Origin of the sequence: Rahnella bruchi (assembly GCF_003614975.1) — a bacterium.
In the GTDB taxonomy this organism is placed as follows: Bacteria; Pseudomonadota; Gammaproteobacteria; order Enterobacterales; family Enterobacteriaceae; genus Rahnella; species Rahnella bruchi.
This window is the reverse complement of sequence record NZ_QZWI01000012.1, coordinates 46,578-73,441: the sequence shown is the minus strand read 5'-3', so window position 1 is coordinate 73,441 and position 26,864 is coordinate 46,578. Positions and strand designations below refer to the sequence as shown.

The following is a 26,864-nucleotide window of genomic DNA, read 5'->3' as shown; positions in this document are numbered from 1 at the left end:
ACTCTCTCTGACTGGCGTCTTTTACAACGGCTTATAGTATGCTGTTTCCCCAACCTTTTTCTTTCAAGATCAGGGATGACACATAAGGAGATGGCAAATATGTATAACTTTCTTTTCGCCGCTTTCAGATGGCTTTTCCGTCTGATGTTCCGGGTCACAGTGACCCCGGCGAAAAATAATTATGATTACCCGCGTTTAATCCTCACGCCGAACCATGTCTCGTTTATCGACGGCATGCTGCTGGTACTTTTCCTGCCGATCAAACCGGTTTTCGCGGTCTATTCCAATATTACGGATACCTGGTTTATGCGCTGGCTGAAGCCTTACGTGGACTTTATGCCGCTGGATCCGACCAAACCAATGGCGATCAAGCACCTGATCCGCGAAGTGGAAAAGGGACGTCCGGTGATTGTGTTCCCGGAGGGCCGCATTACGGTAACCGGTTCATTAATGAAGATTTACGACGGCGCGGCCTTTGTGGCGGCGAAGTCTCAGGCGACAGTGATCCCGGTGCGCATTGATGGCGCGGAATATACGCCATTCGGGCGCCTGTTCGGCAGCTTCAAGCTCCGCTGGTTCCCGAAAGTCACCATCAATTTGCTACCGGCGACGACGATCCCGATGCCGGATGCGCCGCGTTCCCGCGATCGCCGTGTGCTGGCCGGTGAGCAACTGCATAAAATTATGATGCAGGCGCGTATGGAAACCCGCGAACCGGAAACTTTATATCAGGCGTTGCTGTCCGCGCAGACCCGTTATGGCCGCCGTAAACCGTGCATCGCCGATATCGCGTTCAAAGAAGATTCTTATCAGGGGCTGCTGAAAAAATGCCTCGGTGTAAGCCGTATCCTGCAACGCTTTACCCGTGAAGGTGAGCACGTCGGCATGCTGCTGCCGAACGCCACGATCATGGCGGCAGCGCTGTTTGGCGCATCGATGCGTAACCGTATTCCTGCGTTGCTCAATTACACCGCCGGCGCGAAAGGGCTGCAAAGCGCGATGAAAGCGGCGCAGATCAAAACCATCGTGACGTCCCGGCAGTTCCTTGAGAAAGGCAAACTGACGCATCTGCCGGAAAATGTGCCGGAGGCGAACTGGGTCTATCTGGAAGATCTGAAAGATACGGTGACCACTCAGGATAAGCTGTGGATCCTGTTCCATCTGATTTTCCCGCGTCGTGCGATGTTGCCGCAAAAGCCTGATGATGCGGCGCTGGTGCTGTTTACCTCCGGCTCGGAAGGCAATCCAAAAGGCGTGGTGCATTCACACGCCAGCCTGATGGCGAACGTTGAGCAAATCCGTACCGTCGCAGACTTCACGCCGCGTGACCGCTTTATGTCGTCGCTGCCGCTGTTCCATGCATTTGGACTGACCGTCGGATTGCTGACGCCGCTGATGACCGGCGCACGTGTATTTTTATATCCAAGCCCGCTGCATTACCGCATCGTGCCGGAACTGGTGTATGACCAGAACTGTACCGTGCTGTTTGGCACCTCCACGTTCCTGGCCAATTATGCCCGCTTTGCCCATCCGTATGATTTCGCCCGCCTGCGTTATGTGGTGGCTGGCGCGGAGAAACTGGCCGAGAGCACCAAGGAAATCTGGCAAAACAAATTTGGTATCCGCATTCTGGAAGGCTACGGCGTGACCGAGTGCGCGCCGGTGGTGGCGATCAACGTGCCGATGGCGACTAAAGTGAACACCGTCGGCAAGATTTTGCCGGGGATGGAATCCCGCCTGATTACCGTGCCGGGTATTGAAGAGGGCGGTCGTCTGCAACTGCGTGGCCCGAACATCATGAAGGGCTATCTGCGCGTCGAAAATCCCGGCGTTCTGGAAACCCCGCAGGCTGAAAATGCCGCTGGTGAAATGCAGGCCGGCTGGTACGACACCGGCGATATCGTCACGCTGGATGAGAAAGGTTTCTGCGCCATTCGTGGCCGTGTGAAGCGTTTTGCCAAACTGGCAGGTGAAATGGTGTCACTGGAAAGCGTCGAGCAACTGGCCATCAAAGCTTCACCGGACAAACAGCATGCGGCGACGTCGCGCAGTGATGCCAGCAAAGGCGAGGCGCTGGTGCTGTTTACTACCGATGCAGAATTGCGTCGCGATGCACTGAGCAAAGCCGCCCGCGAACTGGGGCTGCCGGAACTGGCGGTGCCGCGTGATATCCGTGCCGTTAAAGCGTTACCGTTGCTTGGCAGTGGTAAACCCGATTTTGTGACCCTACGCCAGATGGCAGAAAACCCGGAGAGTGAGGCATGAGTCAGCCTTCAACGGCGGCCGCAGGGCCGCTGATGTCTAAAAGTATGTCTGCGGTAATCGTGGCGCAGTTCCTGTCGGCTTTCGGTGATAATGCTCTGTTGTTCGCGGCGCTGGCGCTGATCAAACAGCAGCTTTATCCCGACTGGAGCCAGCCCGTTTTACAAATGGCGTTTGTGGCGACGTACATTATCCTCGCGCCGTTTGTCGGTCAGTTCGCTGACAGCTTCTCCAAAGGCCGCGTAATGATGGTCGCTAACCTGCTGAAACTGGCGGGTGCCGCGGTGATTTGCGCGGGCATGAATCCGTTCCTCGGTTATACGCTGGTCGGTATTGGCGCGGCGGCGTATTCACCGGCGAAATACGGCATTCTCGGTGAAATCGCCAGTGGCGAACAGCTGGTGAAAGCCAACGGCCTGATGGAGGCTTCCACCATAGCGGCGATCCTGCTGGGTTCAGTGGCCGGTGGCGCACTGGCCGACTGGAGCATTCTGGCGGCGCTCGGTATCTGCGTGCTGGCCTACGGCGCGGCGGTTGCGGCAAACTGGTTTATTCCAAAATTGAATCCGGCACGACCGGGACAGTCGTGGAATCCGGCAAAAATGAGCCGGACATTTTTCGCTGCCTGTAAAACCTTGTGGCAGGATGGCGAAACGCGCTTCTCCCTGGTCGGTACCAGCTTGTTCTGGGGCGCAGGCGTGACGCTGCGTTTCCTGCTGGTGCTGTGGGTGCCGGTGGCGCTGGGCATTACCGATAACAAAACGCCCACGCTGCTGAATGCGATGGTCGCTATCGGGATCGTGTTTGGTGCGGGCGCTGCGGCGAAATTAATCCGTCTGGAAACCGTGAAGCGCTGCCTGCCTGCCGGTGTCGCTATCGGTATCGCGGTGGTGTTATTTGCGCTGCAAACCAGCATGCTGAGCTCTTATATCGTTCTGGTCGTCGTGGGGATTTTGGGTGGCTTCTTCGTGGTGCCGCTGAACGCCCTGTTGCAGCATCGCGGTAAAATTTCCGTCGGTGCGGGTAATGCGATTGCCGTACAGAATCTCGGTGAAAACACCGCCATGCTGCTGATGCTGGGCCTGTATTCGCTGGTGGTAATGGCAGGCGCACCGGTCGTGGCGATTGGCATCGGATTTGGTGTGGTCTTCGCGCTGGCGATTACCGGATTGTGGATCTGGAAGAATATGCAGAAACGCCGTCTGGCGTGAAGGTTTTTATCAAAAGAAAAGGGCGCTGAGCGCCCTTTTTTATGGCCTGTTACCGGAGCTTACGGCGCAGGAATGGTGAAGCGCTTGTGGATATTTTCCAGGTCAGTGAGGATTTCTTCATCGAGCGTCAGATCCTGACTGTCGATGTTGATCTTCAGCTGTTCCATTGTCGTCGCGCCGAGCAGTGTGCTGGCCACGAACGGTTGCTGACGCACAAAGGCCAGCGCCATCTGCGAAGGATCCAGATTGCGTTTCTTCGCCAGCGCCACATATTCGGCAATCGCCGCTTCTGCCTGCGGTGAAGAGTAACGGGTGAAACGGCTGAACAGCGTATTACGCGCACCGGCCGGTTTCGCACCGTTCAGGTATTTGCCGCTCAGCGTACCGAATGCCAGGCTGGAATACGCCAGCAGTTCGACGCCTTCGTGCTGGCTGATTTCTGACAAACCGATTTCAAAGCTGCGGTTCAGCAGGCTGTACGGGTTTTGAATGGAAACAATACGCGGCAGATCGTGTTTCTCTGCCAGTTGCAGGTAACGCATCACGCCCCACGGGGTTTCGTTGGAAACACCGATGTAGCGGATTTTACCGGCGCGTACCTGTTCATTCAGCGCTTCAAGCGTTTCCAGCAAGGTCACCGGAGACTGTTCTTCGGTGTACTGATAACTCAGTTTGCCAAAGAAGTTGGTCTGACGCTGCGGCCAGTGCAGCTGGTACAAGTCCAGATAATCTGTGTTCAGACGCTTCAGGCTGGCATCCAGCGCTGCGCGGATATTTTTACGATCCAGCATCTGGCCCGGTCGGATAGCGTTGTCATTACCACGCGAAGGTCCGGCAACTTTACTCGCCAGAATAATCTTCTCACGGTTGCCACGCGCTTTGAGCCAGCTGCCGATATAACTTTCTGTCAGCCCCTGCGTCTCAGGACGCGGCGGAACGGGGTACATTTCAGCGGTATCAATCAGATTGATGCCTGCTGAAACGGCGTAATCGAGCTGCTGATGGGCGTCGGCTTCGCTGTTTTGTTCACCAAAAGTCATGGTGCCAAGTCCCAGTAAGCTCACTTCTAAAGAACTGTGGGGTATACGGTGATATTGCATTGCCGGTTTTCCTTTATATCTGAGAATGTCAGGCTAATGAAAAAGCGCCTCAGCTGACTATATACAAGGGAATCATCAGGGGGAAGTGGCAGAGAGTGCCGGTAATCTGAGCAGGACGGGGGAAGAGCAAAAGAGCCGGTAAAAACCGGCTCTCATCGGACAGGGTTCAGCCCTGATTTAACGCTTCATGACCTGACTGACGTTGTCGTTGTTGATCTGGCGTTCATTGCCTTGTTCATCAGTATAGCTCAGCAAACCGGTGGATTTATCCAGCTTTGGCTTGCCATCGGTCAGGATCATGCTGCCGTCTTTGGTCGAGATGACGTAATCACTGGCGCAACCTGCCAGGGTAAAAACCAGCATTGCAGCACCGGCCATCATCAATGTTTTCTTCATCATTATTATCATTCCTTTTATGCACAACAAGAGTGTCAGATTTTAGCGTAGCAAAAGGTTTCAAAAGTAGCAGAAAAGGTGATTAAAATTTTCTAAATACGGCGATCAAAGCAAAAAGTGCCTGGCCAGCAGCGCCGCGGTAAAACGTTTCTTTAGGTAAAAACCGCGTGGCAGCGTCAGGATCGGTTGCCCGAATTCGCCGATGGCTTCAGTAAGCGCTTTACTGTTTGCGGCTTTTGGCCGGATTTGCAAAAACTCGCCATGACGGGCCGTAATTGTTTCTACTTTGCCGAGCACAATCAAATCCATCAGCTCTTCCCAGTCCTGACGCAGCTGTTCATCTTCTTCATGCGAAGGCTGCCACAATAAAGGTGCGCCAATATGCCGCTCTGCCAGCGGGATCTGACGTTCGCCTTCGACGGGTATCCATAATACCCGCGCCAGCTTATGGCGCACATGGCTGTTTTCCCAGGTTACACCGCTGTTGCCGGTCAACGGCGCGACGCAGACAAAGGTGGTTTCCAGCGGTCTGCCACGTGAATCAACCGGAATAGTTTTCAGCTCAATACCGATGTCAGCGAAATCCTGCTCAGGTTTACTGCCGGCTATCGCACCAAGATAAACTTCCAGCAACATACCGACCCAGCCTTTCTCCCGCTTAAGATTTTCCGGAATAGGCAGTCCCGCATGCTCAGCCAGCTCGCCCAGCGTGTGACCCGCCAGCGATTGCGCGCGTTGCAGCAGCTCCTGTTCGTGGTGGGGCGGTGTGGTGGCAGGTAAAGGAATAGACATAAAAAACAACGCTCAATTAAATGATTAATTTTTGTACTGCTTTGTGCAGGCACAATGAATAAAAAATTATCCCTGTGGAGCAATGAAATAATAGCATGATTTGCCTTAGGTTTTTTTCGGCTTTCTGTTCTCTTCAGTTCACATTTGATTAGGTTGATCACCTGTTGAAGGCGACAATAAACAGGATCTCCCCCCTACTTATCCACAGATTTCTTGGATAACCCTGCCTCTGAACGATCACTGGTTCGATTTACAGGCTTGACGGAAGGGGTTTTATCCAATTTTTGCTTTGATCACGTCAACTTTTAAACGATCGCTGTGGATAAAAACGACATTGGTGGATCTTTCACCAGGTCACTGCGTGTTGTGAGATAACTCTCATTTTTGACCGTGGGATAACTTGATTAATCGCATTTACTGTTTTGATTTATAGCGATTTTATTTGCTCTCTCTTTCTCAATCAAAATTAGTTCAGGAGAGTTTTACCCCGCTTACTCTTAAGTTCTTCACATACCTATCCACAGAAAAAGTGAATAAAATCCGGAGTGTTTCCCCAAATCTGTTTATAACTTTGAGAATATCGGTAAGTTATCCCATTTTTATTCATGCTCATCGGCATTAACCAGTGGTTTACCGCCTGTTGGTAGTATGAAACAATCAGAACATCTATGATTTTAAGCTATTGAGGTAGTCCGGTGATCGATGATGATGGCTACCGCCCGAATGTTGGTATCGTAATCTGTGACAAGCAGGGTCAGGTATTGTGGGCCAGACGTTACGGTCAGCACTCCTGGCAGTTTCCGCAAGGGGGCATAAACCCCGGTGAAACCGCTGAGCAGGCCATGTACCGCGAGCTGTTTGAGGAAGTGGGGCTTGGCCGTAAAGATGTACGTATTCTGGCTTCGACCCGTAACTGGTTACGTTATAAATTGCCAAAACGTTTGGTGCGTTGGGACACAAAGCCGGTTTGTATCGGCCAAAAGCAAAAATGGTTCTTGCTGCAACTGATGTGTAACGATGCTGATATCAATATGCAGCGTAGCAGTACGCCTGAATTTGATGGCTGGCGTTGGGTGAGTTTCTGGTATCCGGTTCGTCAGGTGGTTTCTTTTAAACGCGATGTTTACCGCCGCGTCATGAAAGAGTTCTCCACCACGATTATGCCGATGCAGGAAGTTTCCCTTCCCAAGACATCGCCCGCTTATCGTCGTAAAAGAGGCTAAGTCACGAAGAGATGCTCACGCGTTTGCGAGAAATTGTTGAAAAGGTAGCAATGGCGTCCAGCCTTAATGATGCGCTGGATGTACTGGTCAATGAAACCTGCCTGGCGATGGACACCGAAGTGTGTTCCGTCTATCTCGCTGACAATGACCGACGTTGTTATTACCTGATGGCGACGCGAGGTTTGAAAAAACCTCGCGGGCGGACTATTACCCTGGCGTTTGATCAGGGGATAGTCGGTCTGGTAGGGCGTCTGGCCGAGCCTATTAACCTTGCCGATGCGCAGAGCCACCCCAGCTTCAAATATATTCCTGCCGTAAAAGAAGATCTTTTCCGATCCTTTTTAGGTGTGCCGATCATCCACCGGCGTCAGTTACTTGGCGTGCTGGTTATTCAGCAACGCGAACACCGCCAGTTCGATGAAAGTGAAGAGTCATTTTTGGTCACGCTGGCGACGCAGCTGGCTGCGATCCTTTCTCAGGCACAACTGAATGTGCTTTACGGACGCTTTCGTCAGACCCGTGTCCGCGCGCTTGCGGCTTCGCCGGGTGTGGCGATTGGTATCGGCTGGCAGGACAGCTCGCAGCCTTCGCTCGAGCATGTTTATATGGCGTCCACGCTGGATACGGTGCGTGAACGTGAACGCCTGACGCGCGCACTGGAAGATGCCGGTGCCGAATTCCGGCGTTTCAGTAAACGTTTTAGCGCCAGCGCGCAGAAAGAAAGCGCCGCGATTTTCGATCTCTATTCCCACTTACTTAACGATGCGCGTCTCAAGCGCGAATTGTTCGCCCAGATTGATCAGGGTGCAGTGGCGGAATGGGCGGTCAAAAAGGTGGTTGAAGAGTTTGCCGCTCAGTTTGCCAGCTTACAGGATACCTACCTACGCGAGCGCGGCAGCGACCTACGTGCGCTGGGCCAGCGACTGGTCTTCCATCTCGACGATACCATTCAGGGCAATACTCAGTGGCCTGAGCGCTTTATTCTGGTCGCCGATGAGCTGACCGCCACATTGCTGGCTGAAGTGCCGCAAGACCGGCTGGCCGGTGTCGTGGTTCGCGACGGTGCGGCCAACTCCCACGCGGCGATTCTGGTGCGGGCAATGGGCGTACCGACCATCATGGGCGCCGATATTCAGCCTGCGCTGCTCAGCCAGCGGCAGCTGATTGTTGATGGCTATCGCGGTGAGTTGCTCATTGATCCGGAACCCGTGCTGGTCACGGAATACAAGCGTCTGATCAGCGAAGAAATGGAGCTGAGCCAGAAAGCTGAAGATGACGTTGAGCAGCCCGCCGCGCTGAAAAGCGGCGAACGGGTGAAAGTGATGCTCAATGCCGGTCTGAGTGCGGATCACGAAAAACTTTTCGGCAGCCGCGTCGATGGCGTCGGGCTGTACCGCACTGAAATACCGTTCATGTTGCAAAGCGGCTTCCCTTCCGAAGAAGAACAGGTCGCGCAATATCAGGGCATGTTGCAATTGTTCCCGCAAAAGCCGGTGACACTGCGCACGCTGGATATTGGGTCTGATAAACAACTTCCGTATATGCCAATCAGCGAGGAGAACCCTTGTCTGGGATGGCGTGGCATCCGCATTACCCTCGACCAGCCGGAAATTTTCCTGATTCAGGTGCGCGCGATGCTGCGTGCGAATGCGGCGACCGGTAATCTCGGCATTCTGCTGCCCATGGTAACCAGTCTTGAAGAGATTGATGAGGCGCGTCGTTTAATCGACCGTGCAGGACGGGAAGTGGAGGAACAACTCGGTTACGAGCTTCCGCGCACACGTCTTGGCGTTATGATTGAAGTCCCTTCAATGGTCTTTATGCTGCCTGCGCTGGCTGGAAGGGTAGAATTTATTTCCGTCGGCACTAACGATTTAACGCAATATCTGCTGGCGGTTGATCGCAATAACACCCGCGTTGCCGGGCTTTATGACAGCCTGCATCCGGCAATGCTGCGCGTGCTCAAGCAGATAATTACCAGTGCAGAAGTCGCCGGACTGGATGTCAGTTTGTGTGGAGAAATGGCGGGCGATCCGATGGGGGCATTACTGCTTACTGGTATGGGGTTCCGTAATCTCAGCATGAACGGACGCAGTGTCGCCCGTGTAAAATACCTGTTGCGCCGTATCGAATTGAACGATGCCGAAGAACTTGCCGGACGCGTATTACAGGCGCATTTCACCACGGACGTGCGTCATATGACCGCCGCGTTTATGGAAAGACGTGGGTTGGGTGGTCTGATCCGCGGCGGTAAATAAGCGCCGGACTTCGCATTCGCTGCCCTGTTACTCTCATCCTGATCGCAATCTGGCGCAGGATGAGAAGATTTTTTACAGAACTTTTCCAGCGGCTTAGCCCCGGAAAACCTTCCGGCTATGCTACTATTCGCTCCCTGCTGGCCCCTGACCGGGCAATAATGATAAACAATTTGTGGTGATAGATGAGCAACAGCTATCTGGCGTTTCCCCAGTTTGACCCGGTGATTTTCTCAATCGGACCGGTATCTCTTCACTGGTACGGACTGATGTATCTGGTCGGTTTTGTCTTCGCAATGTGGCTGGCTGTACGCCGTGCCAACAAGCCAGGCAGCGGCTGGACCAAAGACGAAGTTGAAAACCTGTTGTACGCAGGTTTCCTCGGTGTCTTCCTCGGTGGTCGTATCGGTTACGTATTCTTCTACAACCTGCCTCTATTCCTCGAAAATCCACTCTATCTTTTCAAAGTGTGGGACGGCGGTATGTCCTTCCACGGCGGCCTGATTGGCGTGATCGTGGTCATGCTGATTTTTGCGCGTCGCACCAAACGCAACTTCTTCCAGGTTTCCGATTTTATCGCACCGCTGATCCCGTTTGGTCTGGGCGCAGGCCGTCTCGGCAACTTTATCAATGGTGAACTCTGGGGTCGCGTAACCACGGATGTGCCATGGGCGATGCTGTTCCCAGGTTCGCGTCAGGAAGATATCGCGATTGCCGCCGCTGACCCGAAATGGCAGCCGCTGCTGAACCAGTACGGCGTGCTTCCGCGCCATCCTTCCCAGCTGTATGAACTGCTGCTCGAAGGTATTGTACTGTTTATCATCCTGAACGTATTTATTCGTAAATCTCGCCCGATGGGCGCGGTATCAGGCTTGTTCCTGATCGGTTATGGCTTATTCCGCATCATCGTTGAACACTTCCGCCAGCCGGATGCACAGCTCGGCCTGTTTGACGGGATCATCAGCATGGGACAGGTTCTGTCCATCCCAATGGTCGTTATTGGCCTGATTATGATGGTCTGGGCATATCGCCGTCCGCAGAAACAATTGTCGTGAGGTAACATGAAACAGTATCTGGATTTAATGCAGAAAGTGCTCGATGAGGGCACCCCTAAAGCCGACCGTACCGGTACTGGCACGTTGTCGATTTTTGGTCATCAGATGCGTTTCAACTTGCAGGAAGGTTTTCCGCTGGTCACCACCAAACGCTGTCATTTGCGCTCAATCATTCATGAACTCCTTTGGTTCCTGAAGGGTGAAACTAACATCGCTTATCTGCGTGAAAACAATGTCAGCATCTGGGACGAGTGGGCCGATGAAAACGGCGACCTCGGTCCGGTATATGGCAAGCAGTGGCGTGCCTGGGGCGCGGCTGACGGCAAGCAAGTTGACCAGCTGGCGAATGTTGTCGAGCAACTGAAAAAAGACCCTGACTCACGTCGTATTATCGTGTCAGCATGGAACGTCGGCGAGCTGGATCAGATGGCACTGGCGCCGTGCCACGCTTTCTTCCAGTTCTATGTAGCGGACGGGAAACTGTCCTGCCAGCTGTATCAGCGTTCATGCGATATCTTCCTCGGTCTGCCGTTTAACATTGCCAGCTACGCGCTGCTGGTACATATGATGGCGCAACAATGCGACCTCGAAGTGGGTGACTTTGTCTGGACGGGTGGCGATACCCATCTGTACAGCAACCACATGGAGCAGACACATCTGCAACTGACGCGTGAACCCCGCGCATTGCCAAAACTTGTCATCAAGCGCAAGCCGGCCTCCCTGTTTGATTACAACTTCGAAGATTTCGAGATTGAAGGGTACGATCCGCACCCGGCAATCAAAGCACCTGTCGCTATCTGATCCTTCGTTGTCTGCCGCCTGACGCACCTGTCAGGCGGTCATTTCTCTTGTATCCAGCTTTTACCCTCTGCCGCACTTTGTACGCCATTTCCTGAATATTCCAACTCCGATTTAAAGCCAAATGCTATTCCTGCGAGACGTCACGCAACATTTTTGTTGTGTGCATTATGTTGCGCTAATTGTTCCGGAGACATGCCGTAAAAAACCACTTTGCCGGTAGCAGAACAAATTTAACCGCCTACCCTGACGGCATGAAGACAAACAACATGATTGCAACCAGGTGCAAAGGGGAACGCGGGATGTCACTGATAGAAATGATGGTTGTGGTGGCTTTGGTCGCCATATGCACATTGTGGGGAACGCAAAGCTGGCGCGGTTACCAGCAGGCAATCAGGCTTGAACAACACGCCCAGCGTCTTCGATTGTATCTTTATGGTGTTCAGTCTGAGGCCAATAATTACAATCTTTCAGCGGTATTGTGGGCAATTGGTGGCAAAGACGGATGTGTCGGTTACGGCCCGCGCCCTTCTGATTGTCACAATGCTACCGGTAAAATCTTTGTCACAGAGGAACATGACATTGAGTTGTCCGGTCTCGCCGACAAATCAATGGGATTCTACGGGCTGCGAAATGCCGCGATGGCAGGGCGCTTAACGTTAAAAAATTCAGCGGGTAGTTTGCGTCTCGTACTTTCAGCAAGAGGGCGACTGCGGATATGCAGCGAAGACAAACCATTGCTGGGGATTAGCCTGTGCCAGTAGCCTCTCGCGGATTCACACTGCCGGAAATCATGATTGCGATGAGTATCGGCAGCATGCTGATGCTCAGCGCTGCGCAAATTTATCCACTGATGCGTCAGAGAAGCCAGAGCCTGGGAAGGCACTATCAGCTAGACCAGCTATTGCATCAGACTGTTTTTGCTATCGCCAAAGATCTCCGGCGTGCCGGTTTTTGTAATGGCAGTTGCGAGGGTAAACCGGTCATTGTGGGGCATGCCGGGGGAGAACCGGAAGGCTCCTGTGTCATCATCCTTTATGACCTGAATCGCAATGGCCGGTGGGAAAAGCCCGGTACAGCAGATTCGGAATATTTTGGTTACCGCTTACGGCAGGGGGGATTTGAGATCCAGCGGGGAGCGGCAGATTGCGGCAGTTCAGGTTGGGAGAAACTGCTCGATCCCTCTGAAGTCAGTGTCATGAACTTCAGCGTAAAAGAATCCTCCGCAGAAGCTTCCGGCGGATTGTATTCGCTGCAACTTGAAGCTCGCTGGAGCAATAACCCTACTGTCCACCGGAAAGTGGCGGAAATGGTGGCAGGGCGCTCGTTATGACTGAGGCAAAGAAGGTCGACAGTCTCTTTAGGCAAAAGGGAAGTGCCATGATATTGAGCATCATGGTGATGATGGGGCTGGCATTAATTGCCCTCAGTTCATTGCAACAGCAGCTTTCTGCCGGCCTGGCGCTGACCTCTAATCAGCACCGTTTTGTTATCGCCTGGGAAAATGCGTCTTCTGCCTTAGCCTGGGGCATTAGTCAGCCTTGGAAGGCTTTTAGTGATGCCCGCTGGCAGTGTCAGGACGTACCGGCAATGCTCATTTCCTCCGATGGCGGCAGGGTTTGTGTTCGCGCTTCACTCCGACAGGATGTCTATGTTCTTCGCGCAGAAGGAACCACGGGCGAAGGTAAGGCAACTGTGAAATTGTTTCAGCAAGCCAGCATGAAAAAACAGGCGGACGGAAAACTGAGTTTTTCACCGCTGAAACAGGGATGGCTGGACTTTTGTCCGGAGGCAGATGAGCAGGTTTGCAATGACTGATGACGGTACCGGGCAACAGGGTTTCAGCCTGCCCGAAGCGCTGATCGCAATGCTATTGCTGTCTGTATCCCTTCTCGGGCTGATGAATTACTACCAGTCGCTGACCTATGGTTTTATGCGCCAGTGGCAGACTCAGGAAGCATGGACAGAAGCACATTCTCAGCTCGAAGCGCACGCTGCGAGCGGGAAGGGGACAGAGCCTCTGGCGGAAAACTGGAATTATCAGTTTTCGGGGGTTTCCGCGTGTCAGTTATGCCAGCGGGTACAGGTAATCGTGCAAACGCCCGCAAAATATCAGGCAGTATTGCATCGGCTGGAATGCAAATTTGCACCCTGAAAAAGAGAGTAAAAGCCTACACGTGAGAAGCAAAAATACCGTCAAGCTGCTTGCAATGGTGTTTTAACAGCTTAGAGTGGTTTAACTAAGTGATTTTTACCTATTGGTAGGATTTGGCTTTATGGCTAAAACGTGACGGAACACAGGAAGAAAGTCCCGATTCGGTTTTTTTCACAACTATCCTGTTTCTGCGGGGTCTGAACAGACTCAACTGCTCAAAACAGCTTGTTGAGGTTCATCTGTTATTGAACCGCGTATTTATTGCCCGTGTGGCACGTTTATTTGATTGAGGGAGAGTGGCAATGTTAAAACAGGTTACCCGAATTTCCGGGTTACTGTTGTTATTGACCTTTTGGGCCCCTGTTGTTTCGAGTGCAGCCGACTGGCAGCCTTATGCACAAGCTATCAATAAAAGTCAGAACGACCCGCGTCAGTATCAGGCCATCAAACTGGCCAATGACATGACCGTCTTGCTGGTATCTGACCCTCAAGCCCCCAAGTCACTCGCTGCACTGGCTATTCCCGTGGGTTCGCTGGAAGACCCTGATTCTCAGTTAGGTCTGGCCCACTATACCGAACACATGTTGCTGATGGGCTCGAAGAAATACCCTCAACCGGAAAGCCTCTCGGAGTTTCTCAAAAAGCATGGTGGCAGCCATAACGGCAGTACGGCTTCATACCGCACGGCTTTTTATCTGGAAGTCGAAAATGATGCCCTGCCTGAAGCGGTAGACCGTCTTTCCGATGCCATTGGCGAACCATTACTAGATCCCGCCAACGGCGACCGGGAGCGAAATGCAGTGAACGCAGAGCTGACCATGGCGCGCTCGCGTGACGGCATGCGAATGGCGCAGGTGCGTGCAGAAACCTTAAATCCTGAGCATCCTGCAGCCCGTTTTGCGGGGGGAAATCTGGATACGCTAAAAGATAAACCCGGCAGTAAGCTGCACGATCAACTGACGGCTTTTTATCACCGCTATTATTCCGCTAACCTGATGGTCGGTGTGATTTACAGCAACAAGTCTTTACCGGAACTGGCAGAGCTGGCCTCAACCACCTTCGGGCAGATAGCTAATCATCACGCCGTGGTTCCACCGATTACGGTGCCCACTTTAACCGCTGAACAGAAAGGAGAGTTCATCCATTTTGTTCCTGCCCAGCCTCGCAAAGAATTACGTATTGAGTTTGCCATTGATAACAATAGTGCAGATTTTCGTAGTAAAACAGACACCTATATTAGCTATCTGATTGGCAACCGTAGTCCGAATACACTCTCCGACTGGCTACAAAAACAAGGTTATGCCGACGGGATCAGCGCCGGTGCGGATCCGATGGTTAACCGTAATATGGGCGTCTTCAATATCTCGGTTTCACTGACGGAGAAGGGACTTGCACAGCGTGATACCGTGATTGCCGCCATATTTAACTATCTCAACGAGATGCGCTCTAAGGGTATTGATAAGCCTTATTTCGATGAAATTGCGCATGTGATGGCGCTTGATTACCGGTATCCGGCATTAACGCGGGATATGGATTATGTCGAATGGCTGGTCGATACCATGCTGCGTGTGCCAGTTGAGCATGTTCTCGACTCGCCTTATCTGACGGATCAGTACGACCCTAAAGCCATTGAATCCCGTCTGGATGAAATGACGCCGCAAAATGCACGGTACTGGATAATCAGTCCAAATGAGCCGCACAATAAAATGGCTTATTTCGTGAATGCACCTTATGAGGTCGATAAAGTGCCGCCTCAGACTTATGAGCAATGGAAAACTCTTGGACAGAGTATTTCATTGTCCTTGCCGGCACTGAATCCTTATATCCCGAAGTCACTTGCGCTGGTGAGCAAAGATTCTAAGGCCACAAAACCTGAACTGCTGGTGGACGATAAAGGTTTGCGGGTGTTCTACATGCCCAGCAGATACTTTGCTGATGAGCCAAAAGCCAATGTGACCGTTTCTTTCCGCAACGACCAGGCGCTGAGTACGGCAAAAAATCAGGTGCTATATGGTCTGACGGATTATCTGACCGGTGTGGCTTTTGATCAGCTGAGCTATCAGGCCTCTATTGGCGGTATCACATTCGGGACATCACCGGACAATGGCCTGCAATTTACTGCCACAGGTTTTACCGAGTGTCTGCCTGATCTGCTGGCGGCGCTGGTAGATAACTATCCAGATTTTAAACCGACGCAGGAACAACTGGATCAGGCGAAATCCTGGTATCTCGAACGTCTGGCTTCAGCAGATAAAGGAAAAGCATTTGAGCTGGCATTACAGCCCGTTCAGTTGCTCTCCCGTGTGCCTTATACCGAACGCAGTGAGCGCGAAAAACTGGTTTCCGCTATCACACTTGAAGACGTGAATGCCTACCGTGAGCAACTGGTCCATCATGCCGCCGTCGAAATGATGGTTGTCGGTAACATGACTGCCGGTCAGGTTAAAGCCATGTCGCAACAGATTATGCAAAAGCTCGGCGCCCACGGTGACAAATGGTGGCGGGGTGAACAGGCGCAGGTGACTGAGCCGGTTAAAGCCAATATTCAGCGTGTCGGTACCAGTTCTGATTCCGCGCTGGCTGCTGTTTATGTGCCAACAGGCTACGATGAAGTGCAAAGTATGGGATACAGCGCGCTGCTCGGTCAGATTATTCAACCATGGTTCTACAGCCAGCTGCGCACTCAGGAGCAACTGGGATACGCTGTCTTTGCTTTCCCAATTCCTGTCGGAAAACAGTGGGGTATCGGTTTCCTGCTGCAAAGCAACAGCAAGCAACCGGACTATCTGTATCAGCGTTATCTGGCATTTTATCCGCAAGCCGAAAAGCGCCTGCGTGAAATGAAGGATGCTGAATTCCTGCAGTATAAGCAGGGGCTGGTCAATGAAATGCAGCAAAACCCGCAAACGCTGGATGAGGAAGCTGACAGATTCGGTAATGATTTCAGTCGCGGGAATCCGCAATTTGATACCAGGGCGAATGTCATTCGCGTGATTGCAGGTCTGACACAAACCCAGCTGGCGGATTACTTCCAGAAAGCAGTGATTAAACAGGAAGGGCTGGCGATGTTGTCTCAGGTTTCGGGCAATGACAGCAAAACTCCGCAATATGCCGCACCGGAAGGCTTCAAAACCTGGCCGGATACATCAACATTGCAGAAGACGCTGGGATCCAAATCCGCGGAATAACCGGCAAACCATAGAAAACAAAAAGGACGCATTTGCGTCCATTTTGTTTTCTGCAATTCACCGTTCAACGGGTAACATTACAGCTCAGAAATCAGAATTTTGGAACGACGCTGATAGTTGTACATTTCCTGTTTCTGAATCGGCAGCACGTCGACTTCTGCCGGTTTAAAACCGCGCTCCTGGAACCAGTGTATGCTGCGCGTTGTCAGGACGAATAGACGGTTAAGCCCCATCATTTTTGCCTGACTGGCTACACGCTGTAGCAACATCTCACCGCGTGAAGAACTGCGGTAGTCCGGATGAACGGCCACGCAGGCCATTTCGCCAATCCCTTCGTCATGGAACGGATAAAGCGCGGCGCAGGCAATCGTGAGGTTATCCCGTTCGATAATGGTAAATTTATCGATCTCCATCTCCAGCTGTTCGCGGGAACGGCGCACCAGAATACCCTGTTGCTCCAGTGGACGGATCAGTTCAAGAATTCCCCCGATATCATTAATGGTGGCGCGACGCACTTGCTCAGCACTCTCCATAACGATTTGCGTACCAATGCCATCGCGGGAGAACAATTCCTGAACCAGCGCACCGTCCTCCTGATAACTGATCAGGTGGCTACGACGAACACCACTGCGGCAGGCTTTCACCGCACCACGAAGGAAGCGAACGGTGCCGGAAAGATAATCGCCACTGGATTCCATCTGATCAATTCTTTCCTGCGCATCATTCGGGAATAATTCGGAAATGATATTACCTTCCTCATTGATGACCCCTTGGGAAGAACAGAAACCGATCATTTTCTCGGCCTTAAGCTTAATCGCCATCTGCGTGGCCACTTCTTCTGATGTCAGATTGAAGCTTTCACCGGTGACGGAAACGGCAACCGGACCGAGCAACACAATGGCATTGCTGTCGAGCTGGCGATGAATCGCCTCCTCGTCGATGCGACGAATACGTCCGCTGTGGCAGTAATCGATGCCGTCATCCACCCCCAGCGGCTGGGCGATAATAAAGTTACCGCTGACCACGTTGATGTGCGCGCCTTGCAGCGGCGTATTATTCAGACTCATCGACAGTCGTGCAGTGATATCGAGCTGTAAAAGCCCGGCAGCCTGCTTGACCAGTTCAAGAGAACGGGCGTCGGTGACACGGATGTTTTTATGGTAAATCGGTTCGTAATTGTGCTCAGCAAGGTTCGCATCAATCTGCGGGCGGGCACCATAAACGACCACCAGACGAATGCCTAAGCTGTGTAACAGCCCGATATCATTGACGATATTGCTGAAGTTTTCATGTTCAATGGCTTCTCCACCGAGCATGACAACGAAAGTTTTGCCACGGTGAGCATTGATATAGGGAACTGAGTGGCGAAATCCCTGAACCAGTTCAGTACTACGTTCCTTCACGGCAAAACCTCATTTGAATTTTTATTCGTAATTTTTGTATTTTTATTCTTTTAGGGGCGTGTGGCAAGTAAGAAATCTCTGTTTTTGAATTAACAATGATTACAAACCGTCAACAAATTGATAAATATAATAAATGTTTGGGAATGACATGCGGGATTTGATTCGTTAGAATTCGCAAACTGATTTTTTTATCACCTGTTTTTTACTTTTAGATATTTTTGAGACTGCATGACTGACGATATTCACAATCCCGGACGACGACGCCTTCTTCAAACCGTAGCTGCCTCCTGGATGCTGAGTGTGAGTAAAGTGGGTTTTGCCGCCAGCTCACAGGTTATCGCGGTACGCATCTGGCCTTCCTCGACGTATACCCGCATTACTCTCGAATCCAGTACTCCCTTAAAATATAAGCAGTTTCTGCTCAGTTCCCCGCCACGGGTGGTGATTGATATCGAGGGTGTTCATCTCAACAGCGTGCTCAAGGGCCTCGGTGAGAAAGTTCAGCAAAGTGACCCCTATATCCGTCAGGCTCGGGTAGGGCAGTTCGATACCAAGACGGTCCGCATGGTGCTGGAACTGAAACGAGCCATTAGTCCGCATGTCTTCACGCTGAAACCGGTCGCTGAATTCCATAACCGGCTGGTGGTCGATCTCTACCCGGAAGAAGGGGAGGTCAGTGCACAGGACGATCCATTGCTGGCGTTGCTGGAAGATTATAATCGCGGGGATGTGGCGAGAACGCTGCCGCCGGAAACAAAGAAAGACGGGCAGGCAGGGCGCAGCAGGCCGCTGGTGATCATGCTCGATCCCGGCCATGGCGGTGAAGATCCGGGCGCAATAGGTAAGTATAAAACGCGTGAGAAAGATGTGGTGTTGCAGATTGGCCGCAGGTTACAGAAGCTGATTGCGCGCGAGCCCAATATGAAAGCACATATGACACGTAATGAAGATGTCTTTATTCCGCTGAAAGTCCGAGTGGCGAAGGCGCGAAAGCTGCGGGCTGATCTCTTTATCTCCATTCATGCGGATGCATTTACCAGCCGGGCAGCCAAAGGCTCATCTGTTTTTGCCTTATCAACCAAGGGCGCTACCAGTTCAGCGGCGCGTTTTCTGGCACAAACCCAGAATGAATCTGACCTGATAGGGGGCGTCAGTAAAAGCGGCGACCGTTATCTCGATCATACGATGTTTGATCTGGTTCAGACCGCGACCATCAGTGACAGCCTGAAATTCGGTAAAGAAGTGCTGACGCGAATGGGCAAGATTAACCATCTGCACAAAAACAAAGTCGATCAGGCGGGATTCGCGGTGCTGAAAGCGCCAGATATTCCCTCGATTCTGGTCGAGACCGCGTTTATCAGTAATATCAATGAAGAGAAAAAACTTCGTACGGCACATTTTCAACAGCAGGTGGCCGAATCGATTCTGGCGGGTATCAGGGCGTATTTCGCTCAGGGCGGAATGTCTGCGAGGGGATGAGTCAGGTGTAACACGGGAAGTTCATTCCCGTTGTTTAGCGGAATCCAGATACAAAAAAACACCCGTTAAGGTGTCTGATGTTTTACTTTACAGCTTAATTGTACTGATTTTTAGTAGTTGGTTGCGGGGGCCGGATTTGAACCGACGACCTTCGGGTTATGAGCCCGACGAGCTACCAGGCTGCTCCACCCCGCGTCCGATGGAGGCGAACTATACTCCCCATGAGATTTCGTGCAACCCTTTTTTTTATTTATTCAAATAAAGCACTTAGTTGCTGATTTTTTATCCGTAAAATCGCCGTTTGATGCCCAATTTGGCTCAGCACACTTTTTTCGGCTATGGCAATTCCTTTCTGATAGGCCGTTTGTTATCGTTTCGCCAGTCATTTTCCTGAAAGTAAGAGAGCGCGGCAATAATGAAAGGACGTTGGAGTAAATATCTGCTGGGTGGTCTGGTGATAGCGGTACTGGCGGGATGTTCCTCGCGACCAACCGACCGTGGCCAACAGTATAAAGATGGTCGTCTGGATAATGCGCTTGAATACGTCAATGAGCCGAATGCGACAGGCAAACCGGTCAATGCGTTGGATTACTCTAATCAGGTTGCCGCAGTTCAAATTGCCTCTTCTTCTTTATATGGTCGTAATAACACGACATTCCAGGCCGTCGAACAATGGTTACGTTCCGGCGCGGATACCCGCAACCTGAGCCAGTACGGCATCAGTGCCTATCAGATGGAAGGAGCCGATAATTTCGGTAACGTGCAGCTGACCGGCTATTACACGCCGGTTGTGCAGGCACGTTATACCCGTCAGGGTGAATTCCAGTATCCGCTATACCGTATGCCGCCAAAACGAGGCCGTCTGCCTGACCGCGCTTCTATTTACTCAGGTGCGCTGAGCGATAACTACGTAATTGCCTGGACCAACTCCCTGATGGATAACTTCATGATGGAAGTGCAGGGCAGCGGGTATGTCGATTACGGCGATGGTCGCCCGTTCATGTTCTTTGGTTATGCAGGCAAAAATGGTCATGCTTACCGCAGTATCGGCAAAGTGCTGATCGACCGTGGCGAAGTCGCGCGTGAAAACATGTCGATGCAGGCTATCCGTCAGTGGGCCGATACGCACAGCGCCGCTGAAGTCCGCGAGCTGCTGGAACAAAACCCGTCATTTGTCTTCTTTAAACCGGAACCTTTCGCCCCGGTTCGTGGCGCAAGCGGTGTTCCGCTGATCGCCAAAGCGTCTGTGGCATCCGACCGTTCGCTGATCCCGGCGGGTACAACTTTGCTGGCCGAAGTGCCGGAGCTTAACGATAAAGGTAAGTTTACCGGTAAATATCATATGCGTCTGATGGTAGCACTGGATGTCGGCGGTGCGATTAAAGGGCAACATTTCGATATGTATCAGGGGATTGGGACTGATGCCGGTCATGCAGCAGGATATTATAATCACTACGGACGCGTCTGGGTGTTAAAATCAGCGCAGAATGGCAAGCCGCTGTTCACGGCGTACGCACCATCCAACTAGATTTCGACACAACGCACTGAGGTTTATCGTTTCATGACAGCTACTTACTCCGACGCTTATCAGCAACGTTTTGGTGGAACTGCCCGGCTTTATGGTCAGCAGTCGCTGGAGCTGTTTTCGCAGGCGCATGTCTGTGTGATTGGTATTGGCGGTGTGGGCTCATGGGCGGCGGAAGCGCTGGCGCGAACCGGCATTGGCGCGATCACGCTGATTGATATGGATGATGTGTGTGTCACTAACACCAATCGCCAGATCCATGCGTTACGTGAAAATGTCGGGCAGGCGAAAACGGAAATCATGGCGCAGCGCATTCTGGCGATTAATCCGGAGTGTAAAGTCACCTGCATTGATGATTTTGTTACGCCCGACAATGTGGCTGAAATGCTCAACCAGGGTTTCAGCTATGTGATTGATGCCATCGACAGCGTGCGGCCAAAAGCCGCTCTGCTGGCATATTGCCGTCGTTATAAGATCCCGGTAGTGACGACGGGCGGTGCGGGCGGCCAAATCGATCCGACGCAGATTGCTGTCGTGGATCTGGCAAAAACCATTCAGGATCCGCTGGCGGCGAAACTGCGTGAGCGTTTGAAAAATGATTTTAACGTGGTGAAAAACAGTAAAGGTAAGCTCGGGATAGATTGTGTATTTTCCAGCGAACCGCTGATGTATCCTCAGGCAGATGGCTCAGTGTGCGCCTCGCGGGCAACAGCCGAAGGCCCGAAACGGATGGATTGTGCATCTGGCTTTGGTGCGGCGACGATGGTTACCGCGACGTTTGGTTTTGTCGCGGTATCACATGTACTGAAGAAAATGATGGCGAAAGCACAGCGTCAGGCTCAGGCTGCCTGACGGGCAAGAGTGATGACGCCTTCTGCCAGCGCATTCAGTCCGCTCGAGCGGCTGGTGCTGAGCTGCTCACGCAATCCCAACACGTCAAACAGCGCCAGCGGATCACGCTTTAAGATCTCGTCTGGCGTTTTGCCTTCTACTGCCGTCAGCAATACGGCCAGCAACCCTTTCACGATGCGACCTTCACTGTCGCCATAGAAATGCATCGTCCCGTTCTCTGCTTTTTCTGCGCCCAGCCAGACCCGATTTTCGCACCCAGACAGCTCATTTTCAGGCGTTTTCAACGCGTTATCCAGCGTCGGCAGGGATTTAGCGAGCAGAATTAACTGGCGATAGCGGTCTTCCCACTGACGGAACGACGCGAATTTTTCGGTCAGTGAAGCTTCAGTGATCTCGTGGCCGAAAGGATGTGGTGCTGACATGATATTCCCCAAACAATGAATTAATCGGCTAACAAATCGAGGGCATATTTTACCGCACCGACCAGCCGCGTAACGTCCTGTTCATTATTATACGGTGCAAATGAGGCGCGTAATGTTCCGCTGATGCCCAGAGCATCCATCAGTGGCTGAGCGCAATGCTGCCCGGCGCGCAAGGCAATCGCCTGTTCGGCCAGTAACGCCACCAGATCACTGTGATGTACACCGGTGATATCGAATGCCAAAACAGAAGAATTCTGGCAGCGGAAACTGCGGAAACCTTCAATCTGCGCCAGCTGTTCTTCAGCCAGTGTCGCCAGGTGTTGGGTGTACTTCTCTGCGGCTTGCAGATCGAAATTTTTCAGCCAGTTCAGTGCAGCAGACATCCCGATCACACCGGCAATATTCGGCGTTCCTGCTTCGAAACGATGGGGAACAGCCTGAGGCGTGAAATTCGTCATAGAAGCCTGCGTCAGCATTTTCCCGCCACCCTGCCATGGCGACATACCTTCAAGTAATTCAGTTTTGCCATACAGCACGCCGATGCCGGTCGGTCCGTAAAGCTTGTGGCCGGAGAAAGCATAAAAATCGATATCGAGTCGTTGCACATCGGGCGGGCAATGCACCACGCCTTGTGCGCCATCGATAAGAACGGGTGTGCCATTTGCGTGTGCCTGTTCAACGGCGTGGGCAATATCGGGCATGGCGCCGGTCACGTTAGACATTTGCGTTAGCGCCAGAAGGCGTGTTTTGCCGTTCAGAAGGGTGGGAAGGGCGACGATATCCGGAACGCCGTATTGATCTACCGGCAGCGTGACAACGTGCGCCTGACACTGTTGTGCCACTATCAGCCATGGAATCAGGTTCGCGTGATGTTCAGCCTGACTGACGATAATCTCATCACCCGGTTGCAGGCGCGGACGCAGCCAGCTTTGTGCCACCAGATTTATCGATTCGGTAGTTCCCCGCGTCCAGACGATATTTTCGCTTCGCGGCGCATTAATCCATTGTGCCATCTGAACTCTGGCCTGCTCATATTCATCCGTCAGCGTTTGTGCCGCGCGATGCTGGCTGCGGTGGACGGTTGCGCCTTCCTGTGCATAGAAATTCACGGTAGCGTCAATCACTTCCTGCGGCTTGAGTGCCGTGGCAGCGCTGTCTAGATAGCATTGCCCCTGAGACAACGCAGGAAAGTGCTGGCGGAAACCGGCGGGGTTAAAGTCAGTCATACGAAATCAGATCCTTCGGCCTGAGTTAAAAAATGCAGGTTTTTTGTAACACAAGCCGCTTATTCATTTTAGGAATGGTTACCTGGAAATTTATCAGAGGTTTGTTATGCTGAATTACGAAGACTAGACGCATTAGCCTGGAGTCTAACCAGGTATTTAAAGCATTTTAATCTGCAAGGAGTCTATGATGAAGAAGATCGCCGCCGTAATTTCAGCTGCACTGCTGACGACAACACTTGCCGCCTGTTCGAGCAACTACGTGATGCATACCAACGATGGCCGTACCATTGTTGCTGAGGGCAAACCTAGCACGGACAGTGATACCGGTATGATCAGTTATACCGATGCGTATGGCAACAAGCAGCAGATCAATAAATCTGAAGTTAAAGAAATGGCAGAAGGGAACTGATCCCTCAGGTAACCTCCCTGATTCTTTGAATCCGGGGTAACCTCACGTTCCGCTTTATGTCAAAACCGGCTCTTCTTGCGATGAGGCCGGTTTTGTCACATTATGCGCCCGCATAATGCTGCCCCCGCCCGAACTTGCCATGAAAAACAGGCAAAAAAAAGCACCGCAATTAGCGGTGCTGAAAAATCACTTTGGACAGACAGGGTAATGTACAGGAAGTGAAAAGTTTGTAGCATTCAAGCTACGTGTCCGGATTGCCAGACAATTGCAAACACAACATCACAACCACAAGCCAAAAGTATTTCAGCATCCTCATACCAATCTACTTTTCGTTCCGGCTCAGGAAGTGGCGCCACTATAGGTTTTTGCCTGTACATCCTCAACGGACAAATTATAATGTCTCGGATTAAAAAAACTAATATCTAAACCCGCGGACAGGCGCTCCGCTTACCGGCGAATAAGAAGTATTCATTCTATGTCAAAACGTTTACCGCCTTTGAATTCTCTGCGTGTATTTGATGCCGCAGCGCGACACCTTAGTTTTACTAAGGCTGCCGAAGAATTGTTCGTCACGCAGGCCGCTGTTAGCCACCAGATCAAGTCACTTGAGGACTTTTTAGGGTTAAAACTGTTTCGCAGACGTAATCGCTCATTGTTACTGACCGAAGAAGGGCAGAGCTATTATCTGGATATTAAGGAGATATTCTCATCCCTGAATGAGGCGACACGTAAACTTCAGGCGCGAAGTGCGAAAGGGGCTCTGACGGTGAGTTTGCCTCCAAGCTTTGCGATTCAATGGCTGGTACCAAGATTGTCTGGCTTTAACTCAGCTTATCCGGGCATAGATGTGCGTATCCAGGCTGTGGACCGTGAAGAAGACAAATTGTCAGACGATGTAGACGTGGCGATTTTCCACGGTCGGGGTAACTGGCCGGGGCTTCGTGCCGAGCGTTTATATGCTGAATATTTACTTCCGGTTTGTTCTCCTTCTTTACTGATGAGTGATAATCCGCTGAAGGAACCGGCAGATTTAAGCCACCACACTTTGCTGCACGATGCTTCACGCCGCGACTGGCTGGCCTACACCAAACAGCTTGGGCTACAGCAGATCAATGTTCAGCAGGGACCCATTTTCAGCCACAGCGCGATGGTGGTTCAGGCCGCGGTTCACGGACAGGGCATTGCGCTGGTGAATAATGTGATGGCGCAGACAGAAATTGAGGCCGGACGCCTGGTGTGTCCGTTCAGTGAAATTTTGATCAGTAAAAATGCTTTTTATCTGGTTTGTCATGACAGTCAGGCAGAACTGGGTAAAATAGCCGCCTTTCGTCAGTGGATCCTCGCGCGTGCAGCCAGCGAGCAGGAAAAACTGCGCTTTCGTTTCGATCAGGCCTGAGGCCGGGTTTCTGGGGATAGAACGTCCTGGGGCTGCTTATCAGACTGATTACTTGGGATTTTCATCGGCAAATAACGATAACAGGTAACGCATAATGACCAGTCGTTCAATGTTGATCTTCGCCGCGATCAGCGGTTTTATCTACGTTGCTTTCGGTGCCTTTGGTGCACATGTGTTGAGTCAGTCACTCGGCGAAGCGGAAATGGCGTGGATCCACACCGGGTTAACGTATCAAAGTATTCATACGCTGGCGGTGATGATTTTAGGTGTTGCGATGCAGCGCCAGCGTAATGTGTGGTTCTACTGGAGTAGCGCCTTTTTAGCGCTGGGAACCGTGTTGTTCAGCGGCAGCCTTTATTGTCTGGCGCTGTCGCATCTCCGTTTATTTGTTTTTGTAACTCCGATTGGCGGTACCTTGTTTCTGGTCGGTTGGATTTTGATGTTGATCGGCGCACTGCGCCTGAAGAAAAAGGCCGAACGCCATGAATAAAGTTGCTCTCTACTGCCGTCAGGGTTTTGAAAAAGAATGCGCAGCAGAAATTACCGACAAAGCCGCAAAGATGGAAATCTTCGGTTTTGCCCGCGTCAAAGAAAACAGCGGTTATGTGCTGTTTGAATGCTATCAGCCGGATGATGCTGACAAGATTGCGAAGAATTTGCCGTTCCGTGAGCTGATTTTTGCCCGTCAGTTAATTGTCGTCGGCGAATTGCTCAAAGATTTACCGCCGGAAGATCGCGTTTCGCCGATCGTTGGCATGGTTCAGAACGTGATCACCAACGGTGGTGAACTTCGTGTCGAAGTGCCGGATACTAATGAAAGCAAAGAACTGACTAAGTTCTGTCGCAAACTGACGGTGCCGCTGCGCTCAGCGATGCGTGAATGCAAGGTGCTGGGTAAGAAAGAGAACGCACTGCGTCCTGTGGTGCATGTGTTCTTTATCGCGCCGGGTTGTTGCTACGTGGGGTATTCCTACAGCAATAACAACTCACCTTTCTATATGGGTATTCCGCGCCTCAAGTTCCCGTCCGAAGCGCCAAGCCGTTCGACGCTGAAACTCGAAGAAGCTTTCCACGTGTTTATTCCTGCGGATGAGTGGGATGAACGTCTGGCAAGCGGTATGTACGCGGTCGATTTGGGCGCGTGCCCGGGCGGCTGGACGTATCAGCTGACACAACGCAGCATGATGGTCACGGCTATCGATAACGGCCCGATGGCGCCAAGCCTGATGGAAACCGGTCAGGTAATACACCTGCGTGAAGACGGCTTCCGTTACAAATCCACCAGTACCAAAAACTACTGGCTGGTGTGTGACATGGTAGAAAAACCGGCGAAAGTGGCTGCGCTGATGTGTGACTGGCTGGTCAACGGCTGGTGTCGCGAGGCGATTTTCAACCTGAAGTTACCGATGAAAAAGCGTTACGAAGAAGTGTCTAACATTCTTGAGCGTATCGACGAACGTCTGAAAGAAAATGGTGTGAACGCGGAGATCTTCGCGAAACAGCTTTATCATGACCGTGAAGAAGTCACCGTGCATATCCGCCGTTTCTGGTCAGCTATTGGCGGGCGTCGCGATGAGCGTGATCGCTGATACTCTTCATACTTCGAGTTGCTGATGCGTTGGCTGCATGCGCTCACCCGAATCACTTACTCATGTAAGCTCATCGGGATTCACTGACTTGCCGCCGTCCTGCATCTTGAACTATTTTGAGTATCTGA

Annotated in this window: 24 protein-coding genes and 1 tRNA gene; 18 read left to right on the top strand and 7 right to left on the bottom strand. The window is 51.9% G+C overall.

Going from position 1 to position 26,864, the window contains the following annotated elements; genetic code table 11:
• Positions 1 to 99 precede the first annotated feature (99 nt).
• Together aas and lplT are read left to right on the top strand one after the other, a co-directional pair.
• Positions 100 to 2,265 (top strand): bifunctional acyl-ACP--phospholipid O-acyltransferase/long-chain-fatty-acid--ACP ligase, encoded by a 2,166-nt coding sequence (gene aas / locus D5398_RS18385; protein ID WP_120508923.1) that lies wholly within the window; start codon positions 100 to 102, stop codon positions 2,263 to 2,265.
• Entirely contained in the window at positions 2,262 to 3,473 is a 1,212-nt protein-coding gene (lplT, locus tag D5398_RS18380) for a lysophospholipid transporter LplT (protein ID WP_120508922.1), read from the top strand. Before aas ends, lplT begins: the two co-directional genes overlap by 4 nt.
• A 59-nt stretch (positions 3,474 to 3,532) precedes the next feature.
• Here the strand turns inward: lplT and D5398_RS18375 are convergent, their stop codons facing one another.
• The 3 genes from D5398_RS18375 to mutH all read right to left on the bottom strand — a co-directional run bounded on the left by D5398_RS18375 (position 3,533) and on the right by mutH (position 5,761).
• The gene (locus tag D5398_RS18375) at positions 3,533 to 4,573 is read right to left on the bottom strand and encodes an NADP(H)-dependent aldo-keto reductase (protein WP_120508921.1); all 1,041 of its coding nucleotides are present in this window, start codon (positions 4,571 to 4,573) and stop codon (positions 3,533 to 3,535) included.
• 177 nt (positions 4,574 to 4,750) lie between these two features.
• Positions 4,751 to 4,969, bottom strand: coding sequence for a YgdI/YgdR family lipoprotein (locus tag D5398_RS18370; RefSeq protein ID WP_162940790.1), 219 nt, complete (start codon positions 4,967 to 4,969; stop codon positions 4,751 to 4,753).
• A 105-nt stretch (positions 4,970 to 5,074) separates the two neighbouring features.
• On the bottom strand, positions 5,075 to 5,761 hold the full coding sequence (mutH, locus tag D5398_RS18365; protein WP_120508920.1) for a DNA mismatch repair endonuclease MutH: 687 nt from the start codon (positions 5,759 to 5,761) through the stop codon (positions 5,075 to 5,077).
• A gap of 695 nt (positions 5,762 to 6,456) precedes the next feature.
• Between mutH and rppH the strand changes: the two genes are divergently transcribed.
• The 9 genes from rppH to ptrA all read left to right on the top strand — a co-directional run bounded on the left by rppH (position 6,457) and on the right by ptrA (position 16,435).
• The gene (gene rppH / locus D5398_RS18355) at positions 6,457 to 6,984 is read left to right on the top strand and encodes an RNA pyrophosphohydrolase (RefSeq protein ID WP_101079247.1); all 528 of its coding nucleotides are present in this window, start codon (positions 6,457 to 6,459) and stop codon (positions 6,982 to 6,984) included.
• Positions 6,985 to 6,995: 11 nt separating this feature from the next.
• Positions 6,996 to 9,242 carry a phosphoenolpyruvate--protein phosphotransferase gene (gene ptsP / locus D5398_RS18350; RefSeq protein ID WP_120508919.1) on the top strand — a complete coding sequence of 749 codons (2,247 nt, stop codon included), beginning with the start codon at positions 6,996 to 6,998 and terminating at the stop codon, positions 9,240 to 9,242.
• Positions 9,243 to 9,424: 182 nt separating this feature from the next.
• A complete protein-coding gene (gene lgt / locus D5398_RS18345) occupies positions 9,425 to 10,294 on the top strand; it encodes a prolipoprotein diacylglyceryl transferase (protein WP_120508918.1) in 870 nt (289 codons plus the stop codon).
• Positions 10,295 to 10,300: 6 nt separating this feature from the next.
• The gene (gene thyA, locus D5398_RS18340) at positions 10,301 to 11,095 is read left to right on the top strand and encodes a thymidylate synthase (protein ID WP_120508917.1); all 795 of its coding nucleotides are present in this window, start codon (positions 10,301 to 10,303) and stop codon (positions 11,093 to 11,095) included.
• Between the two features lie 251 nt (positions 11,096 to 11,346).
• Positions 11,347 to 11,856 carry a prepilin peptidase-dependent protein gene (locus tag D5398_RS18335; protein ID WP_425272773.1) on the top strand — a complete coding sequence of 170 codons (510 nt, stop codon included), beginning with the start codon at positions 11,347 to 11,349 and terminating at the stop codon, positions 11,854 to 11,856.
• A complete protein-coding gene (locus D5398_RS18330) occupies positions 11,847 to 12,425 on the top strand; it encodes a prepilin peptidase-dependent protein (RefSeq protein ID WP_244216795.1) in 579 nt (192 codons plus the stop codon). Before D5398_RS18335 ends, D5398_RS18330 begins: the two co-directional genes overlap by 10 nt.
• Positions 12,426 to 12,472: 47 nt before the next feature.
• Complete coding sequence (locus D5398_RS18325) at positions 12,473 to 12,910, top strand: YgdB family protein (RefSeq protein WP_120508914.1); 438 nt, start codon at positions 12,473 to 12,475, stop codon at positions 12,908 to 12,910.
• Entirely contained in the window at positions 12,888 to 13,247 is a 360-nt protein-coding gene (locus D5398_RS18320; protein ID WP_244216794.1) for a prepilin-type N-terminal cleavage/methylation domain-containing protein, read from the top strand. The genes D5398_RS18325 and D5398_RS18320 overlap by 23 nt, the downstream gene beginning before the upstream one ends.
• Positions 13,248 to 13,549: 302 nt before the next feature.
• Positions 13,550 to 16,435 carry a pitrilysin gene (gene ptrA / locus D5398_RS18315; RefSeq protein WP_120508912.1) on the top strand — a complete coding sequence of 962 codons (2,886 nt, stop codon included), beginning with the start codon at positions 13,550 to 13,552 and terminating at the stop codon, positions 16,433 to 16,435.
• A 77-nt stretch (positions 16,436 to 16,512) separates the two neighbouring features.
• On the opposite strand, the gene argA is transcribed toward ptrA, so the two are convergent.
• Positions 16,513 to 17,838 carry an amino-acid N-acetyltransferase gene (gene argA / locus D5398_RS18310; protein WP_120134543.1) on the bottom strand — a complete coding sequence of 442 codons (1,326 nt, stop codon included), beginning with the start codon at positions 17,836 to 17,838 and terminating at the stop codon, positions 16,513 to 16,515.
• Positions 17,839 to 18,066: 228 nt separating this feature from the next.
• Between argA and amiC the strand changes: the two genes are divergently transcribed.
• Positions 18,067 to 19,317, top strand: coding sequence for an N-acetylmuramoyl-L-alanine amidase AmiC (amiC, locus tag D5398_RS18305; protein ID WP_120508911.1), 1,251 nt, complete (start codon positions 18,067 to 18,069; stop codon positions 19,315 to 19,317).
• 118 nt (positions 19,318 to 19,435) lie between these two features.
• Here amiC and D5398_RS18300 read toward each other — a convergent pair.
• A tRNA-Met gene (locus D5398_RS18300) sits at positions 19,436 to 19,512 on the bottom strand.
• 220 nt (positions 19,513 to 19,732) lie between these two features.
• Between D5398_RS18300 and mltA the strand changes: the two genes are divergently transcribed.
• Positions 19,733 to 20,845, top strand: a complete 1,113-nt coding sequence (gene mltA, locus D5398_RS18295; RefSeq protein ID WP_120508910.1) for a murein transglycosylase A — start codon at positions 19,733 to 19,735, stop codon at positions 20,843 to 20,845.
• 33 nt (positions 20,846 to 20,878) lie between these two features.
• The gene (gene tcdA, locus D5398_RS18290; protein ID WP_120508909.1) at positions 20,879 to 21,694 is read left to right on the top strand and encodes a tRNA cyclic N6-threonylcarbamoyladenosine(37) synthase TcdA; all 816 of its coding nucleotides are present in this window, start codon (positions 20,879 to 20,881) and stop codon (positions 21,692 to 21,694) included.
• Here the strand turns inward: tcdA and csdE are convergent.
• Together csdE and csdA are read right to left on the bottom strand one after the other, a co-directional pair.
• Positions 21,682 to 22,116: a cysteine desulfurase sulfur acceptor subunit CsdE gene (csdE, locus tag D5398_RS18285; RefSeq protein ID WP_120508908.1), complete on the bottom strand. Its 435-nt coding sequence runs from the start codon at positions 22,114 to 22,116 to the stop codon at positions 21,682 to 21,684. The genes tcdA and csdE overlap by 13 nt on opposite strands.
• Before the next feature lie 20 nt (positions 22,117 to 22,136).
• Positions 22,137 to 23,342 carry a cysteine desulfurase CsdA gene (gene csdA, locus D5398_RS18280; protein ID WP_120508907.1) on the bottom strand — a complete coding sequence of 402 codons (1,206 nt, stop codon included), beginning with the start codon at positions 23,340 to 23,342 and terminating at the stop codon, positions 22,137 to 22,139.
• Between the two features lie 187 nt (positions 23,343 to 23,529).
• On the opposite strand from csdA, the gene D5398_RS18275 reads away from it, so the two are divergent.
• The 4 genes from D5398_RS18275 (at position 23,530) to rlmM (ending at position 26,736) form a co-directional block, all read left to right on the top strand.
• The gene (locus D5398_RS18275; RefSeq protein ID WP_104924609.1) at positions 23,530 to 23,751 is read left to right on the top strand and encodes a YgdI/YgdR family lipoprotein; all 222 of its coding nucleotides are present in this window, start codon (positions 23,530 to 23,532) and stop codon (positions 23,749 to 23,751) included.
• A 475-nt stretch (positions 23,752 to 24,226) separates the two neighbouring features.
• A complete protein-coding gene (locus D5398_RS18270) occupies positions 24,227 to 25,147 on the top strand; it encodes a transcriptional regulator GcvA (RefSeq protein WP_120508906.1) in 921 nt (306 codons plus the stop codon).
• Between the two features lie 94 nt (positions 25,148 to 25,241).
• On the top strand, positions 25,242 to 25,637 hold the full coding sequence (locus tag D5398_RS18265) for a DUF423 domain-containing protein (RefSeq protein ID WP_120508905.1): 396 nt from the start codon (positions 25,242 to 25,244) through the stop codon (positions 25,635 to 25,637).
• A complete protein-coding gene (rlmM, locus tag D5398_RS18260; protein WP_120508904.1) occupies positions 25,630 to 26,736 on the top strand; it encodes a 23S rRNA (cytidine(2498)-2'-O)-methyltransferase RlmM in 1,107 nt (368 codons plus the stop codon). The genes D5398_RS18265 and rlmM overlap by 8 nt, the downstream gene beginning before the upstream one ends.
• The last annotated feature ends 128 nt before the right edge of the window (positions 26,737 to 26,864 follow it).